This window comes from Pseudoalteromonas sp. FUC4 (genome assembly GCF_008370255.1).
In the GTDB taxonomy this organism is placed as follows: Bacteria; Pseudomonadota; Gammaproteobacteria; order Enterobacterales; family Alteromonadaceae; genus Pseudoalteromonas.
This window is the reverse complement of record NZ_SEUI01000002.1, coordinates 675,920-693,292: the sequence shown is the minus strand read 5'-3', so window position 1 is coordinate 693,292 and position 17,373 is coordinate 675,920. Positions and strand designations below refer to the sequence as shown.

At 38.9% G+C, this 17,373-nt stretch carries 14 protein-coding genes; 7 read left to right on the top strand and 7 right to left on the bottom strand.

All coding sequences use genetic code 11. The features are described from left to right. Positions 1-185: 185 nt before the first annotated feature. Both EU510_RS09070 and EU510_RS09065 read right to left on the bottom strand, forming a co-directional pair. Complete coding sequence (locus EU510_RS09070) at positions 186-668, bottom strand: putative 4-hydroxy-4-methyl-2-oxoglutarate aldolase (RefSeq protein ID WP_149593213.1); 483 nt, start codon at positions 666-668, stop codon at positions 186-188. A 3-nt stretch (positions 669-671) separates the two neighbouring features. Next, on the bottom strand, positions 672-1,325 hold the full coding sequence (locus tag EU510_RS09065) for a TetR/AcrR family transcriptional regulator (protein ID WP_024597735.1): 654 nt from the start codon (positions 1,323-1,325) through the stop codon (positions 672-674). A gap of 494 nt (positions 1,326-1,819) precedes the next feature. Here EU510_RS09065 and yddG point away from each other — a divergent pair, with 494 nt between their 5' ends. Further along, the gene (gene yddG, locus EU510_RS09060; RefSeq protein WP_149593212.1) at positions 1,820-2,728 is read left to right on the top strand and encodes an aromatic amino acid DMT transporter YddG; all 909 of its coding nucleotides are present in this window, start codon (positions 1,820-1,822) and stop codon (positions 2,726-2,728) included. A 115-nt stretch (positions 2,729-2,843) separates the two neighbouring features. On the opposite strand, the gene EU510_RS09055 is transcribed toward yddG, so the two are convergent. After that, positions 2,844-4,400: a PepSY-associated TM helix domain-containing protein gene (locus EU510_RS09055; RefSeq protein WP_149593211.1), complete on the bottom strand. Its 1,557-nt coding sequence runs from the start codon at positions 4,398-4,400 to the stop codon at positions 2,844-2,846. After that, positions 4,397-4,693, bottom strand: a complete 297-nt coding sequence (locus EU510_RS09050; protein ID WP_010553597.1) for a hypothetical protein — start codon at positions 4,691-4,693, stop codon at positions 4,397-4,399. The genes EU510_RS09055 and EU510_RS09050 overlap by 4 nt, the downstream gene beginning before the upstream one ends. Positions 4,694-5,074: 381 nt before the next feature. Here EU510_RS09050 and EU510_RS09045 point away from each other — a divergent pair, with 381 nt between their 5' ends. After that, positions 5,075-7,123 (top strand): TonB-dependent receptor, encoded by a 2,049-nt coding sequence (locus tag EU510_RS09045; protein WP_149593210.1) that lies wholly within the window; start codon positions 5,075-5,077, stop codon positions 7,121-7,123. A 100-nt stretch (positions 7,124-7,223) separates the two neighbouring features. Here the strand turns inward: EU510_RS09045 and EU510_RS09040 are convergent, their stop codons facing one another. Then, the gene (locus EU510_RS09040) at positions 7,224-7,685 is read right to left on the bottom strand and encodes an ankyrin repeat domain-containing protein (RefSeq protein WP_410477412.1); all 462 of its coding nucleotides are present in this window, start codon (positions 7,683-7,685) and stop codon (positions 7,224-7,226) included. A gap of 94 nt (positions 7,686-7,779) precedes the next feature. Then, entirely contained in the window at positions 7,780-9,306 is a 1,527-nt protein-coding gene (locus tag EU510_RS09035; protein ID WP_149593208.1) for a catalase, read from the bottom strand. A 426-nt stretch (positions 9,307-9,732) separates the two neighbouring features. Between EU510_RS09035 and EU510_RS09030 the strand changes: the two genes are divergently transcribed. The 5 genes from EU510_RS09030 (at position 9,733) to EU510_RS09010 (ending at position 16,572) form a co-directional block, all read left to right on the top strand. Further along, complete coding sequence (locus EU510_RS09030; protein ID WP_149593207.1) at positions 9,733-10,407, top strand: HAD family hydrolase; 675 nt, start codon at positions 9,733-9,735, stop codon at positions 10,405-10,407. A gap of 210 nt (positions 10,408-10,617) precedes the next feature. Continuing rightward, positions 10,618-12,339, top strand: a complete 1,722-nt coding sequence (locus EU510_RS09025; RefSeq protein WP_149593206.1) for a purine-cytosine permease family protein — start codon at positions 10,618-10,620, stop codon at positions 12,337-12,339. A 60-nt stretch (positions 12,340-12,399) separates the two neighbouring features. Next, on the top strand, positions 12,400-13,923 hold the full coding sequence (locus EU510_RS09020; RefSeq protein ID WP_149593205.1) for a mannitol dehydrogenase family protein: 1,524 nt from the start codon (positions 12,400-12,402) through the stop codon (positions 13,921-13,923). A gap of 2 nt (positions 13,924-13,925) precedes the next feature. Next, entirely contained in the window at positions 13,926-14,843 is a 918-nt protein-coding gene (locus EU510_RS09015) for a carbohydrate kinase family protein (protein ID WP_149593204.1), read from the top strand. 259 nt (positions 14,844-15,102) lie between these two features. Further along, the gene (locus tag EU510_RS09010; RefSeq protein WP_149593203.1) at positions 15,103-16,572 is read left to right on the top strand and encodes a carbon starvation protein A; all 1,470 of its coding nucleotides are present in this window, start codon (positions 15,103-15,105) and stop codon (positions 16,570-16,572) included. 84 nt (positions 16,573-16,656) lie between these two features. Here the strand turns inward: EU510_RS09010 and EU510_RS09005 are convergent, their stop codons facing one another. After that, the gene (locus EU510_RS09005; RefSeq protein ID WP_149593202.1) at positions 16,657-17,175 is read right to left on the bottom strand and encodes a TetR/AcrR family transcriptional regulator; all 519 of its coding nucleotides are present in this window, start codon (positions 17,173-17,175) and stop codon (positions 16,657-16,659) included. Between the last annotated feature and the right edge of the window lie 198 nt (positions 17,176-17,373).

The window sequence follows — 17,373 nt, the reverse complement described above, 5'->3', positions numbered from 1 at the left end:
TAGTGCTTAGACTAAGCAAGAGGAATGCCATAAATTAAAATCCTGTCCAATTGGTCAGGTTTTGGCGGGTTGTATGAGATTTATAAATGTGGGCTATAAAAATAGTGACACTAAAATGAGTTAAAACAAACCAACTTGGTGCGAAGGGTGCACCAAGTTGGTCCTTATTTATATGGTTTTGAGTGCTAAATAAGGGGCGTTTTACTGATGATTAAACCGTTAATATCGGCGTAAACCCAATCGTTAGGTTCTATGGTGGTGCTAAGCATGGTAATAACTTGGTTTTTATCACCAAAGCCGCGCTTTAAGGTACTACGCGGTGTAGAGCCTAGCGCCATTACAGGTAAGTTCATCGTGGCAAGTATTTCTATATCTCGGCAACAGCCATTTATTATTACGCCTTCCCAGCCATTACTTAAGGCACGCTCAGCCATAATATCGCCTATAAACGCAAAGCGTTTGCTCGCAAACCCGTTTATAACTAATACTTTACCTTCACCATTTTCATGCAATATATCGGCGGCAAAAGAGTTGTCTTCTGGGCAGGTAACGGTAACTACTTTGCCATAAAACGTGGTTTTTTTACCAAAGTGATAAAGGCCGCTGTCTGCTACTTGTACGTTATCGCGATGATCGTCAAATAAATCGGGTGTAGTAAAGGATGTCATGGGTTAAGTCTCACTTTGCTCGGGTATTTTAAGACCAATACCTTTTAAAATTATGTGGGCAATTGATTGCGTAATCTGTGCCACATCGGTTTTGTCGTACTCTAATTTGTTCATTACGAGTAAAACCTCAGCCTGAAAGTCGGCGTAATATTGCGTGGTAGACCAAATAGTAAAGAGCAAATGGTAGGGGTCAACCTTATCCATTTTATCTGCGTCCATCCATGCTTGAAGTACATCAACCTTTTGTTTAACCCAAGGGCGGGTATTGGTTCTAAAGTAGTTTTGTAAATAAGGGGCACCGCGCAGTATTTCACTGGCAAATAAGCGAGATTGCATTGGCTGATTTACGGCAAGTATTACTTTGCTTTTAATGTAGTTATAAAGCACGGTGGCTGGATCGTCGTTAATTGTGACGTTATCAAGCCCCAAGTTCCAATTAGCTATTATGCGGTCGATCACAGACTCGTACAGGCCATCTTTACTTTTAAAGTAATACAAAATATTAGCTTTTGGCACCTGCGCTTCTTTAGCAACCATGCTCATACTTGCTCCGTCGTAACCTAATTGCGAAAACAATTGCTCGGCAGCATCTAAAATTAGTTTTTGGTTTTTCTCGCGTGTCACTTCTTTTTTATTTGGTTTTATTTGTGTGGTCATTATAGAGTTTGCGTGTTTAACGTATTGATTGATTGTAGCTTTACTGACCAAAAGGTCAATTACTAAAAAGGGTGAATGTTAAAAACAGGCGAGAGGTTTAATCTATTAACTTTAGGGTCTGTTGATCTTTGCGGATTAAAATTTGTTCAAACTAGGGGCTATTTAATCGCGGCGCGAGGTTTGTAACCTAGTGGGCTAAGTAAAAACCGAGCAAAGCTTCCGCGTCCTGCTCACGCCCCTTACCTACATCCATGTAGGCAACAAAGAGTAAATAGCCCCTAGGAAGAACCCTTTGGGCAGCGCCTGTTTGGCATTAATGCTACGTTATCGCCCATTAATGGGGAATAACCACACTATATAGGCTCTGCCTTGCCTAAATACCAAACAGACTGCTGTAAATTTAACCTTGAAAGATCAACAGACCCTTATTGTTTAATTAAATAATTACTGTTAGTTTAGTTTCAAATTTACGAGTAGTACTTTTGGGTTGGCAAATGGATTTTATAAGCAAAAATAAATATACACTGTATGGAGTCGCTGCAATATTACTGTGGAGCTGCTTAGTGGCATTACTACGGGATATTTCTGAGTTGTTTAGCCCCATTGGCGGTGCTGCGGCTATGTATTCTGTCAGTGCGATATTTTTAATTTTGGTTATGGGAGTGCCCAAGTTTAGTGGTTTTTCGAAACGCTACTTGGTAGTAGGTACTTTATTATTTGTAGCTTACGAAATTTGTTTGGCACTTTCTATTGGTATGGCAAATAGTCGTCATCAGGCGATGGAAATGGCGGTTATTAATTATTTATGGCCCACGCTAACAATATTACTCTCTATTATTATTGGTCGTAAAAAAGTAAGTTACTGGGTTTACCCAAGCATAATTATTGCTTTTTTAGGTGTTGCTTGGTGCATTACGGGCGATCAAGAAATGTCTCTCGATACGCTTGTTACTAACTTTGCAGATAACCCTGCTACTTATCTAATGGCATTAGCTGCTGCGTTTATATGGGCTATTTATTGTGTAGTGACGCAAAAGCTGAGTAATGGTAAAAATGCTATTACGCTATTTTTTACTGTTACGGCAATGAGTTTGTGGGCGCAATATGGTTTTAGTAATGAAGCGCCATTAACGTTTTCACTCAGCTCAAGCATGACGTTATTATTAGCCGGTGTAGTAGTAGGGAGCGGTTATGCACTGTGGAATCAAGCTATTATTGGCGGTAACTTAATGCTGTTGGGTACGCTTTCGTACTTTACACCGGTGTTTTCTACTATTATTTCGGCGCTGTATTTATCTATTACGCTGAGTGCTTCGTTTTGGCAAGGGGTAGTACTGGTAACAGTGGGCTCGCTAATTTGCTACTTTGTAACGCGAGAAAAGCCTAAACGCACAGTAAACTAATCTATTTTAGTTAACTCTTTTAAGGTGCTGATATTTAATGGTTTAATGATTTTATATTTTAAATCTAAATTTATACCTTTAATGAGGCGTGCAATACGCCTTATTAAATTTTTCTTTATAATTTTGCAGGTATAACTGCATAGCTTACTGATTTATTTCTAACTTTTTTTGCACAATGATAAAATATGAACGCAAATACTGCAGCGCTAATATCAACAAAACCGCTTTGATAATATTTTAAAAAATCATCAGCTAATAAAGCCTGTATAAGTGTTGAAACTCCCATTCCAGCAGATAAAAGTGCAATACCCATTAAGCCCCAATAGCTAGCGTGATGAGTTCCTTTAAAAAAGGTATAGGCAACAAAGGCAAAAAATACCAAATAGTAACTATAGAGATAACTGTAATTTGCGTTACCCATATATTGGTTAATCCATTTAGCTTGTAATAAAGTGGCAACCACTGCAATCATTGACCCTAAGCAAACACCAATTGTTAAATTTGCCATAAATCGTGTACTTCGTTTGTTGGCATCTTGTTTAAAGCGCTTGTCTAGCCATAATAAGTTACCAGAGTAAAATAAGAATGCGCCAAGTAGTCCCATAACAAAATACCCCCAACGTCCCCATTCACCTCCATAAGTACCAAAGTGAAGTGAAAAGAAACTACCTACTATGTTACCCCAAACACCATCATCTCCTTGCGGGTAGCTTGAGTTAAGTACTTCTAATGTATAGGGGTGTAAGAATAAGTAGTCGGTATCAGGTCCGCGAACGACAGCGCTGCTATTACTCATTTTTAATGTTGCTGTAGGACTGTTTGTATTTAAACGATTAAATGTAATGTGAATTGGCTCATAACCTGGGGCGTAGTTTTTTGCCGCTAAGAGCTGCTTATTTATGCTTGGTAAGTTTGCAATATGATAATTATGTGCTGCTGGGGCAGGTCGTTGAAAAAAGGATTTATCGTCATAAAATGCTGATAGACCATCATAAACCAGATCATGAAATGCAAATACCACCACAGTAAACGCTATAATTAAATGAAAAGGCAAACTGGCGATCCCAACTAAATTATGGCTATCGAGCCAAAAGCGACTGGCGCCTTTTTCTTTTCGAATTGCAAAAAAGGTTTTTACAAGCGTAGGTAGTAAAATAATTACGCCAGACACCAATGCTAAAAAGTACAGCGCAGATGCAATACCAAGTATATATACGCCCGATTGGTCGTGCCCAATTTCGCCTGCAAACCCTGCGGTTCGATGTAAGTAATCTATTAAATCTGCAAGTTTATTCTCATTTTGTTGCTGTATTACAAGATCATTTTGCTGGTTTAAATAGAGCACCTGTAATTGATTATCAAGTTTCATTCCGCGCTCTTTACCTTGGCTATACCAAGATAGTGGCGCTTGATTTGTTAATAAGTCGAGAGAAAAACCATTGCCCATTTGCTCAGGGTACTTAGCGATTGCTTGGTTAACTAATGTTTGGTGATTGTTAGTGTGTGGTGTAGTCACTGGTGCGCTGGCGGGTTTTGCCCACTGTGCTAATTCGTGTTTAAACATGGTTAAACTACCAGCATAAAAACCTATAAAAAGTACTAAACCTGCAATTATTCCTGTCCATGTATGCACGCCTTGGTAGGTACGCAAAATATCGGCTCTTACTCTCATAGCCAATTCCTTAAAATTATAAATAAACTATATAGCGTTATATTTAATCCCCCAAGCGTCAGCCAAGCATTTTTTGCCGAACTAAACAGGTAGGTAAAGCTAAAAATAGTTAACCATAAAATGGGTATCATCCACATATTAAATTGCACTTTGTCGGGCGCATCTATGCCTCCCGCTCCGTACCATGCAAAAAAAGCAACGAGAATAAACGCAAGCGCTAGCCCTAAAAAACAACCTGCCAAACTTTTGCCAAGCCAAGTTGGTTTTATTTTTTGCCTTTGTGCAGATGACATTATTTTACTTCCTTGTGTTTAATCAGGCTTACGAGCGGAATTATTATTAAAGCGAGCATTATCATTAAAATGATAAAAAATACGGCTGCCGCATTAGAAAAAGCATATAAGGCTAATGGTATTGCAATAACAAAAAGGATAAATGCGAGCTTGCGCCAACTTTTATTAATGGGTTTGCTTAGAAGTCGTTGGTGGCGGTTACTAAGATAAAACAGGGATGTAGCAGTAAATAAAATAAGAGAAAGGGTAAGTTGCAACATAAATTAAAACACTCATTAATGGTATTGCTATTCTAAATGATAATTAAACTCAATTGCAACAAGTGTGTGTTTGTGCTATTTTTTCGAGAAATAAAACAACTATCCATAAAAGGAAATAACGGTGGTAGCTTCATTTAAGCCTAATAAACTTTCACTACTGATTACAGGCTCTTTGTTATTAGCTCAAAGCAATGCATTTGCTGATGAAACAAGTCGAGAATCAATAGATACAATTATTGTAACAGGCGAAAAAATCGAAAGGTCACTCAAAGATACGATTACATCGGTTGCCGTGGTAGATAAGTCACTATTAGAAAATGGACAACTAGGTTCTGTTTCAGAAGCTTTGGCAGAAATGGCAAATGTAGTGGTACTTACTGGAGCCGTGCCAGATATGCGCGGTGTGTCGGGTAATGGTGGTGCAACAGGTTTCAACTCATTTAGTGGTGGCTCTAAAGCAAGAGTATCAACGCTTGTTGATGGTGTAAGTCAGCCGTTTGTAGCTGATTTAACCGGTGATACAGGTTTGTGGGATATAGATCAAATAGCGGTATACCGTGGACCGCAGTCAACTAGCAATGGTCGTAATAGCATTGGTGGTGCAGTTTATATGACAACCAAAGCACCAACACAAGATTTTGAAGGTGCTGTACGCGTTGGGTATAGAAATCAAGATAGTTACCTTGATACAGCCGCTGTTGTTTCGGGGGCTTTAATTGAGGATGTACTAGCATTTCGTTTGTCTACTCAATATGTAAATGGTGAAACCTTTAGCAACCCAACGATACATGGAACCAATCCAACAGATAAAAACTTAAATAAGCTTAATACCAGTAGTACGCGTGCAAAATTACTGTATACCCCAACAACAGATTTAGCTGTACAGCTAACTTACTCTACCTACAGTGAAGAGGGTAATACAGGTCGTAAGTACTTTGAAGGTGATGAACCGTTTGATTATGTGCCTTTATTTCAGCGCGATATGGATACCCAGTCAGACACGACTCAGGTAAATATTGATTATAAAATAAATGATAACTTTTCGTTCGATATATTACTCGCTTATATGGATTATGAATGGGGCTTTGAAGCATATGAGGCACTTGCCAGTGCGGAGTCTGATATTTTTATGGATGAAAAAAATATCACAATTGATAGTAAATTAAATTTTGGCTTAAATAGTGATTTTTATTCGGGTTTTGTAGGTATTGCTTATTTTGACCGTGAACAAGACTTTAAAAGCGTTGGTGCAACCAATTATTTTGGTGACGATAGTAGTGACTCTAAAGCAATTTATGGCGAAACAAGCTTTGAGTTAACAAATGAGCTTACGTTAACAGCGGGGCTGCGAGTTGAGCGTGAAGAACAACTTCGTAATTTTGATATGGCTTTTGGCGGCAGTAGGTTAGTTGAGCAATTAGATAATTCTAATACGATAAAATTACCTACGGTAGCTGTTCAATATAAAGTAACTAACAACACGACCTTATCGGCAAGTGCTCGTCGTGGTTATAACGCAGGTGGTGGTGCCTTAGATTTTGCTGCACAAGAATACTATTACTACGAGCAAGAATCAGTAAATACCTATGAAGTAGGCTCGCGTAGCGTACTAAATAATGGTGATTTAAATATTAGTGCTAATATTTTTTACAATAACTTTAATGGTTATCAAGCTTTAAGCTCAAGTCGAAAAATCACTAATATTGACGATGCGCATAGCTATGGCTTAGAGCTTGAAGCATATAGCATGTTAGGTGAGCAATGGCAGTTACATGCAGGGCTAGGTTTGTTAAAAACTAAAATAGATGAATCAGCGACTTATTCAGATGCAGTGGGTAACGAATTAAACTCAGCACCAGAGTTAACTGCAAGTTTAGGTTTATCGCATTGGCTTACAGACAGCTTAAAGTTAAATGTGAGCGCTAATTATGTAGACGATTACTATGGAGATTTAACTAATACAGAAGAGCGTGTTGCCGGAGGTTATACAATTACGCGTGCAACAATAAGCTATAACAGCGATCATTGGTTAGTGAGTGCTTTTATTAATAATGCATTAGATGAAGAAGCATTTACGTCAGTTGAGCCTGCAAGTGGTCCCTACCCAACAGGTTATGTTGCAGTAGTGAATCCTCAAACGTTAGGTGCTTCAGTAACGTATCGTTTTTAACATGTATTAATTAAGTAGTAAGACAGACTATTAAAATTAAGTAGTAAATTTTAATAAACAAAGTAGCCCTATTATTTTAGGGCTTTTTGTTGCGTGCAGATTATTTTGCATTATTTACCTGTGCTAGTAACTCTATAACTTTTTGTTGACCAAATGTTTGTGCAAATTGCTCGGCTGTTTGACCGGCTTTGTTTTGATGCGCGTTATCGCAATCAAGTGATACGAGTGTTTTAGCAATACTAAATTCACCTCTGAATATAGCGGCCATAAGTGCAGTGTTGCCTCGGTTGTCTTCCATGCAGGCATTAGCACCTAAGTGTAAAAGCGTGTTTACCGTGTTTTTATTACCGTGATAAGTGGCAATCATTAACGCGGTGTAGCCTTTGTTGTTGTAGCTGTCGATAGGAATACCGGCATCTACAAATTGCTCTATTACTGCGGTGTCGTCGGTGCGTGCTGCGGCAAAGTAATAAGCAAATAAGCTTTGGTATTGTGTTTGGGCGGTTGTTGGCTCATTTACAGGGCTTTGCGGCTCATTGGCAAAACTTGAAAAGCTCATCATTATAGTAATTATAATAAGTAAATTACGCATACGGTTTACCTTTTTTAAAAAAGAGGAAGGGGGAGTCAGCCCTTCCTCTAGGTTGGGTAAATTATTAAAGCTTAGCGGCTAGTTGTTTAACCATTTTAAGGTCGCCGTTTACAGCTTTAGTTAAGCGTGTACCGTACTCACTATCTGCTTTGTAAAAGTGGCTAAGCATTTTGTGTTTAACACTGCTGTTTTGCACTTTACCTAAATCGCCTGCTAGGTTATTTATTAGGTTTGTACGTTCTTGTTTGCTAAAGCCACGGTATAAAACACCTGCTTGAGCAAAGTTTTGCTGCTTTTTAATTGCTGCTTGTTGTACAAAGCCTTTAAGCTCTGTATTACTTCTGCGTGCAATTGGGTTTTCAGCTACGTTTTCTTGGCTTGGCTGGTAGTTCACATTGCTTGTTGTGTTACCAATGTTCATTGCGCCGTCTTGGTTGTAGTTAACCACTTCAACTTTTGCACGGTTAATTGGCAATTGCTGGTGGTTAGCACCTAGGCGGTACATTTGTGTATCAGCGTAAGAAAACATACGACCTTGTAATAAACGGTCTTCTGATGGCTCAATACCTGGAATAATGTTTGCCGGTGCCATTGCTACTTGTTCCGTAGATTGGAAGAAGTTAGTTGGCATACGGTTTAAGGTCATTGTTCCTACTTTAGTTTCTTTAATATCTAACCACATTTTTGTTGCATCTAACGGGTTGTAATCAAAGTCATCAAGCTGCGATGGATCAAGCGTTTTAATGTACAGATCCCATTTTGGGAAATTGCCTCTGTTTATTTCAGTGTATAAATCTTGTGTTAAATGTTGAAAGTTTTGGCTTTGTACTTTTGCCACTTCTTTTGCGTCAAGGTTATCAATGCCTTGCTGGCTTACCCAATGAAACTTAACGTATTTAACATCACCCGATTTATTAATCATTTTGTATGCATGTACACCCCAACCGTCCATTTTACGAAGACTTGCTGGTGTACCGTAGTCGCTGTAAACCCACGTTAGCATTTGTGTAGAACCTGGTTCATGCGAGAAAAAATCAAATACACGGTTAGGATCTTGAATGTTATCAACCGGAGATGGCTTTAAAGAGTGCACCATGTCTGGGAATTTGATTGCATCACGAATAAAGAACACAGGTAAGTTATTACCTACTAAATCCCAGTTACCTTGGTCTGTGTAAAACTTAGTTGCAAAGCCACGTGGGTCACGCAGTGTTTCTGGGCTACCTTTAGAGTGGATTACAGATGAAAAGCGAACAAATACGTCTGTTTCTTTACCTGCTTGTGCAAACGGTGCTGCAATTGTTAAATCGTCTAGCTCTTTTGATGCTACAAACACACCGTGTGCGCCAGTACCACGAGCATGCACAACACGCTCAGGAATACGCTCACGTGCAAAGCGTTGTAGTTTTTGAATTAGTTGCACGTCTTCTAGTAATACACTGCCACGTTCGCCTGCAGTAATTGAATTTTGGTTGTCGCCAACAGCTGCGCCGTTATCTTTAGTAAGTGTTGTTGCTGCGCTTGCCGGTAATGCCATTGCAAGTGCTAGTGCAGTTAGTGTTAATTTTGTTTTGTTTATTTGAGTATTCATTGTCGACCTCATCTATTTAAAAGTGCCGGCAGTGGTGCAGGCTGTTAATCTGTTAACGATAGTATTGATTTTATTAACTTCGGTAAAACTGATTAATTAGATTGATGTGATTTGTAAAACAGATGAAATGAGTTTGCAGATACACTTTTTACATTAATGTAATTTTTTACTACGACCTTAGTCGCAATATGCTTTTATAAAATTTATTAAATACAAAGGTTTTTAGTTTTATCTGGCGGTATTTTTACCAAGCTGGTGCGTTTTATACTTACAGTGTGTTGACATATTCGCGCAATAAAGGGAATATGCTCAACCGGTGAGCTTATGCTCATTACTGAGTTGCACTAAAAAGTTGCACAATATTAATCGCGCTTAACTCGTTATACTTAAATTAGCTAAACCAAACAGTTTTAATAAGGTGACAAGATGAATACTAATATTGAGCTAGTGATATTTGATTGTGATGGCGTTGTTATTGATAGCGAAATTTTAAGCGCACAAGTACTCATTAATATGCTTGTTGAAAAAGGCGTTGAGATTGACCGCGCTTATGTACAGCAACACTTTTTAGGTTGCAACTTTAAAACAGTAAGCCAAAAAATAGCGGATGCATTTAATGTCACTCTTCCTGAAAGCTTTGAAGGTGACTACCGCGAGGCACTATTAAACGAATTTGAAACAGGACTAACCACAACTGATGGTATAGAAGACGTACTTAACAATTTAGCTGTGCCTATTTGTATAGCTACTAGCAGCAGCCCAGCACGCACCGCAAAAGCGTTGAGCGTAGTGAGTTTAAGTAAGTACTTTAGCGATACGGTTTTTACCAGCAGCGAAGTTAAGCGTGGTAAACCAGCGCCTGATTTATTTTTACATGCAGCTAAGCAAATGGGTGTAAAGCCAGAGCATTGCCTAGTAATTGAAGACAGTAAAGCCGGCGTAAATGCAGGAATTGACGCCAATATGCAAGTACTGCATTACAGCGGTGGGCAACATATGCAAGGCTCTGTTAATCATGTGCACAGTGCTTACCCAAATGTTGATCATTTAACGCATTGGCAAGATTTTTTTAGTGCATACCCTGCGCTTAAAAAGCAGTAAACACGCGGCTTTTTAAATAAACAAAGTTTTAAACGTGATTTGCTCGCCTTACACACTGACAGGCAAGCAAACGCAAAATATAAATGTAGATGGTTTTGCTTTACTAAAAATAAAACAAAACATGGCAAAACATCATGCGTTTATAAGCCAAATTATAAAAGGCGAAGTATTTAGGTATTAAGTACTTTGCTGTTAACAATAGGAAATACCATGGCAACGAGTCCACACACACAAACATTTAAAGATGTAAACGAAGAGCAACTTCCTGTTGCTAATAATAAGCTTCACGGCTGGAAACATTTTGCAGGGCTATATGCTGGCGAACATGTTGCGGCTACTGAATTTGTTATTGGTGCAACGTTTGTTGCATTAGGCGCTTCAACCATCGACATTCTACTTGGTTTATTAATAGGTAACCTGTTAGCAATGTGTTCTTGGTGGCTAATTACTGCACCCATTGCAGTAGAAACCCGCTTAAGTTTATATAACTACTTAAACAAAATTGCTGGTAACTCAATGACCAAGCTCTATAACTGGGCTAACGTGGTTATTTTTAGTGTTATATCGGCCGCTATGATCACGGTATCCTCCACCGCCGTGCGGTTTTTGTTTGATATACCTGCGCAACTTGATTGGTATCCAAATAGCTTTTGGTTTGTAGCCATTGTTTTAGCTGTTGGCTCTATTGTTGTATTTGTTGCGATGTATGGCTTTTCTACGGTTGCTGACTTTTCAAAGCTGTGTGCGCCGTGGTTATTTGTTATATTTATTGCAGGCTCGTTCGCGTTATTCCCTGAGCTTTCAAATCACGTATTAGGTTCTACCTCTTTAAGTAGCTTTAGCGACTTTATGACCATAGGCGACTCCTCCATATGGACAGGCACTAACGCCGATGGTGAAAAGGGCATTGGCCTATTAGAAGTGATTGGCTTTGCATGGGCTGCTAACTCAATTACTCACTTTGGTTTAATCGACATGGCTATTTTTAGATTTGCTAAACGCAAAAGCTATGGTTTGTTTTCTGGTGTGGGTATGTTTTTTGGTCATTACTTAGCGTGGATCTCTGCCGGTATTATGGGCGCAGGCGTTGCGGTATTACTTAAAACAACTATTTCATCACTTGATCCGGGCGATGTTGCATACCATGCATTAGGTTGGACTGGCTTTGTTATTGTAATTATTGCCGGTTGGACTACAGCTAACGCAAACCTTTATCGTGCAGGCCTTGCAGCACAATCTATATTTGTTAATCAATCACGTGAACGCACAACCGCTATTGTAGGTGTTGTAACTGTGATTATTGCGTGTTTCCCGTTTGTATTTTCACAAATGCTTCCGTTACTTACCTACGCAGGCTTATTAGTTGTGCCAGTAGGCGGCATTGTGTTTGCTGAACATGTGTTATTTCCTAAAATTGGCCTAACACGTTACTGGGCTAAATATAAAAACATTACCCGCAGCGTACCGGCTATAGCATCTTGGGCGCTGGCGCTTGTGTTTGGCTTTGGTTTAAATGCTATTGATGTAATGTCGTTTTACTACTTGTTTATTCCTACGTGGATTTTCACCATTGTTATTTACACGCTTTTAGCTAAAAAATATGGCGCCGGCGACGATTACACACAAGAGATTGCAGCAGAAGAGCAAGAGCAGCGTGATATCAAAGAATATCAAGCAGCTGAGGCTAAAGACATTCCAAAGCCAGTAATTGACAGCTCTGTATTTACCAAAGTACTTAATGCGGTTTCTACGGTTTCACTGGTTATTATTTTTATATTTGCCAGCCAAGTGATGTTTTTCAGTGAAACTATGAGTATGTACAGCGCTAATAAATCGCAGTTCGAAATAGCCTGTTTTATTTGTACTGTTATTTATTTTGTTACTGCGTACTGGTCGTTAAAACGCCATAAAGTACTCAATACAGCATCGTAATTACTTATCGTAATACAGTATCGTAATTTATATTTTATCTTTGTTTAGTAAGGTCACACCATGACGCAACATCAACACACTGACGCTCTAGTTACAGGGCTAAACCAACAGAGCTTGGCTCAATTACCAAGCCATGTTGATACACCAACCTACGACCGTAGCGCAGTTAAAGCCGGTATTGTACATATTGGTGTGGGCGGTTTTCATCGTGCTCACCAAGCCGTATATGTTAACGAGCTTTTAAAAACTCCGGGCTCTGAGCAATGGGGTATATGTGGTGTTGGCCTTTTAGAGGGTAACCGTGGTCTGCGTGATATTTTAAAGCAGCAAGATTACCTTTACACGCTTACTGTTAGACACCCAGACGGTAAAATAGATAACAAAGTAATTGGCTCAATGATCGACTTTTTGTTTGCTCCAGAGGACAAACAAGCGGTAATTAATAAGCTAGCACACAGCGATACTAAAATTGTGTCGCTTACTATTACTGAAGGCGGTTACAACTTTAACCCTGCAACGGGCGAGTTTGATTACAGTAATCCAGATATTATTAACGACATTAATAACCCAAACGACCCAATTACAGCGTTTGGTTACATTACTGCAGCGTTAAAACTGCGTAAAGAGCAAGGCTTAGGCGCATTTACAGTACAGTCGTGCGATAACATTCAGCACAATGGTAACGTAACACGCAAAATGCTTTTAGCCTTTGCCACAGAGCAAGACAAAGACCTAAGTGAGTGGATTGAGCAAAACGTATTGTTTCCAAATGCGATGGTTGACCGTATTACACCGGTATCTAAAAAGAGTGATATTGATTACGTGGTTGATGCATATGGTGTTAGCGACGAGTGGCCAATTACCTGTGAGTCGTTTACACAATGGGTAATAGAGGACACATTTAGTGACTCTCGCCCAAATTGGGACGTTGTTGGTGCACAGTTTGTTACTGATGTAACGCCTTATGAGACCATGAAAATACGTTTACTAAATGCAGGGCATTCTGTGCTTGGTTTATTAGGTTCAATCCATGGCTACGGCACTATTGACGAAACGGTATCTGATGAATTATTTGCCACATACCTGCGTGCTTTTATGGATAAAGAAGTAACGCCAAATCTTGAACCACTTGAAGGCATTGACCTTGAAAGTTACAAAGATACGTTAATAGAGCGTTTTGCTAATCCTAATATTAAAGACAGCCTTTCGCGCATTTGCTCAGAAAGTGCCGCAAAGCTTCCTAAATTTTTAATTGCTACTATTAACGAAAACTTAGCGAATGGGCGTGATGTTTCTCTTGCTGCGCTTGTAATTGCTGCATGGTGTTTTTACAGTGATAAAGAAGTTGATGAGCAAGGCAATAAGTTAGAAGTTATTGATGCAATGCAAAGTGAGCTGCATGAAGCTGCAGTCAAAACTCATACACAGCCGCTAGCATTTTTATCGCTTACTAGTTTATTTGGTAACTTAAGCGATCAAAATGAATTTACTACTCATTACAAAAATAACATTGAAGCTTTATATGCACCTGCAAGTAAAGTTAAAGCCATTATGAAAAACGTACTTGATCAAAAGAGTAACTAATTATGAGCATTTTAATTAATCATAAATCAAGCGAAAACGTAAGTGTTAGCTGTTTTGGCGAAGTGCTGTGGGATTGTTTTGATTCAGGTAAACGCTTAGGTGGCGCGCCACTTAATATGTGTGTGCGCATTAATTCACTTGGCATTAAAGCCGACATGATCAGCGCTGTTGGTAACGACGAGTTAGGCGCTGAGCTACTAGGCGAAATTACTAGCAAGGGCGTAAGCTGCGAGTACATTGATATTAATAGTGATAAAAAAACTAGCACGGTTGAGGTAACACTCGACAGTGGTGGCTCTGCAAGCTATGAAATAGTGGCAGACACTGCGTGGGATAATATAGCGCTTACCGATGAGTTACTTAGTAAAGTTAAAAGTAGCGATGTGTTTGTATTTGGCAGCCTAATTGGGCGAAGCGAAGCGTCTTTAGCAACATTAAATCAACTCGTTGATGTAGCAAACTTTAAAGTATTTGACGTAAACCTACGTGCGCCGCATTACAAACTAGAAACACTTGTAGATTTAATGAATAAAGCAGACTTTATTAAATTAAACGATGAAGAGCTATACGAAATAGCAAAAGCGATGGGTTGTAAGTTTCATTCGCTTGAACAAAATTTAGCGTTTATAGCACAGCAAACAAATACCGATTACTTATGTGTAACTAAAGGTAGCCATGGTGCTTTATTAACAATCAAAGGCGAAAATTTTTATAATTCAGGTTATTTAATTAGCGTAATTGACACTGTTGGCGCAGGGGATTCGTTTTTAGGTTCACTAATTTATCAGCTTTGTAGCAACGACGACGCGCAATATGCCGTTGACTTTGCATGTGCCGTTGGAGCAATGGTCGCCGAAAGTTCTGGTGCAACACCTACTTTAACGCATCAACAAATTAGTGAGTTTATGAACCCACTTTAAAAAGATATTGTGTGTGAAAGCGGTTATACGTAAAAGTTTAACCGCTTTTTTTGTGCCTAAAATAAGACGCAAGCGATAAGTGAGTGTTAAGTGCGCAGGTTGCGTAAATAGTGGCTTATATCGATTATTGTATTAGCTAAACGTCTTATTGTTTGAGGGTTAAAGCTTTGTTATCGTTCGTCGATTATTCACGGATTGAAAAGGCGGGGCGACACACAATGCGCTCTATAACTAAAATACAAAAAGAGAAACGTGCTTTATGATCATCTTTTTTATCTGCCTCACTATTTTAATACTGGGCTATAAGTTTTACAGCCCATTTGTTGAAAAACAAGCCGGCTTGGATTCGACTGCTGACACACCACAAAAACGCTTTAGCGAAGGTGTTGATTATGTAGCTATTCACCCTGTACGAGCATTTTTAATTCAGTTTTTAAACATTGCTGGCGTAGGTCCAATATTTGGCCCAATTTTAGGTGCTTTATACGGACCAGTTGCACTAGTATGGATTGTACTTGGTAATGTTTTAGGTGGCGCTGTACACGACTTCTTCTCAGGTGTAATGAGTATAAAAGAAGACGGTAAAAGCTTACCAGAAATTGCAGGCCATTATTACAACGTTGTATTTAAAGGCTTTATGCTTGTATTTACTGCCATGCTACTGTTTTTTGTAGGTGTAGTATTTATTATGAGCCCTGCAGGTTTGCTAAGTAACCTTGATTTTTTTGAAGGTACAATACTGGCAAATAATACCTTTTGGGTACTTGCTATTTTAGCGTATTACTTTTTAGCCACTTTGCTACCAATTGATAAAATCATTACTAAATTTTACCCAATTTTTGGTGCCCTAATGATTGTAATGACAGTGGCAATTGCTATTTCATTACTTATTAATGCGCCGCACTTACCGGTACCAAGTGACTTTTTAGCTTACTTTGAAGCTGACCATGCACATGACTTTTTAGAGCCAAACCCAGATGGATTGCCGACATGGCCACTGTTATTTATAACAATTACCTGTGGTGCTATTAGTGGTTTTCACTCTACTCAAGCGCCTATTATTGCGCGTTGTTTAACTAACGAAAAATACGTACGTCCAGTTTATTATGGCGCTATGATGTGTGAAGGTATTGTAGGTTGTGTATGGGCACTTGCTGGTATTGCAGCGTTCCCAGATGGTTACGCGGGCTTAAAAGCGTTGCTTGATCAAGGTGGTCCAGGTTTAGTTGTTAACCATGTAGCTAACAGTTACTTAGGCGTATTTGGCGGTATAATGGCAATTATTGCAGTAGCCGTATTCCCAATTACTTCTGGTGATACAGCGTTCCGCTCACTACGTTTAACAGTTGTTGATGCGTTTAATATTCCACAAAGTTTACGTAATCGCTTATTAGTGGCGTTACCTATACTTGCCATAGCGTACTTTATGACGAAGCTCGATTTCTCATTAATTTGGCGCTACTTTGCATTTTCAAACATGCTGCTTTCTACAAGCGTATTATGGCTTGCCACTAAGTACTTGTTTGACCGTGGCACATTCCATTGGATTGCCAGTGTTCCTGCTGTGATAGCAACAGCGGTAACGGTTTCTTATATTGGTACTGCCGCAATTGGTCTTAACTTATCAAGCGATTTAGGTAAACCTATTGGCGCTGTAATAACAGTGATTGGCTTAATTGTTTTAGCAATTGTGCACTCTAAGCATAAAGTTAAACCAACAGCGGTTTAATAATCACATAAGTTATTTCAAGCATTAAAAAAGCGAGCTATTCATAATGAATAGCTCGCTTTTTTTGTATACTAAATTTAGGTTTTACTGAGTTGCAAGTTCAAAGTAACTATTATCGTCGAGCGTTTTGCTTATCATCATAGCGCCCTCAAGCAAGCTCACTGTTTGAATGGCCGCTTTAGTAGGGTTGAGTTCACCATTAGCTAAGTGCGCAGCGCTAAGCCATGTTAGGTTTTGATTAAAAAAGCGTTTTACTTCAAGGCGTACTTTATCTGGAAGGCTATCGCTTTCAGCTCCTAGTAAACCACATAAACACATTTTTTTGTCGGTTACTAATGCACTTCTAAAAAGCTGAGTGTACACATCAATAGGGTTTTTACCGCTTGCTTTAAGCTCGCTTGGCTCGCCTAACGCAGCTAAAAAAGAATCAGTATATTGATGAGCAAGCTCTGCACCTAAATCGGCCTTAGTCGCAAAGTGATAGTGTACACTGGCGCTTTTAATGCCGACTTCGCTGGCGAGCTCTCTAAAACTAAAATTACTGTACCCACCAAGGCGCACCTTGTTTTCAGCGGCTTTTAATAAAGCTTCTTTTTTACTCATTTTTAATATTTCCTATCCGTAGCAATACCAATTTTATTAAAACATGATCATTGTATCGCATTAAATAACTCACTAACCGCGTTAAAAATTATTCATAAAGAACAAATAGTTGTCATAATTTTGCTTTGTTATTGCACTATTTTCTTAGCGCAATAATAGATCGCTTATTTAATGCAATTGGCATAGTAAAATTATCGA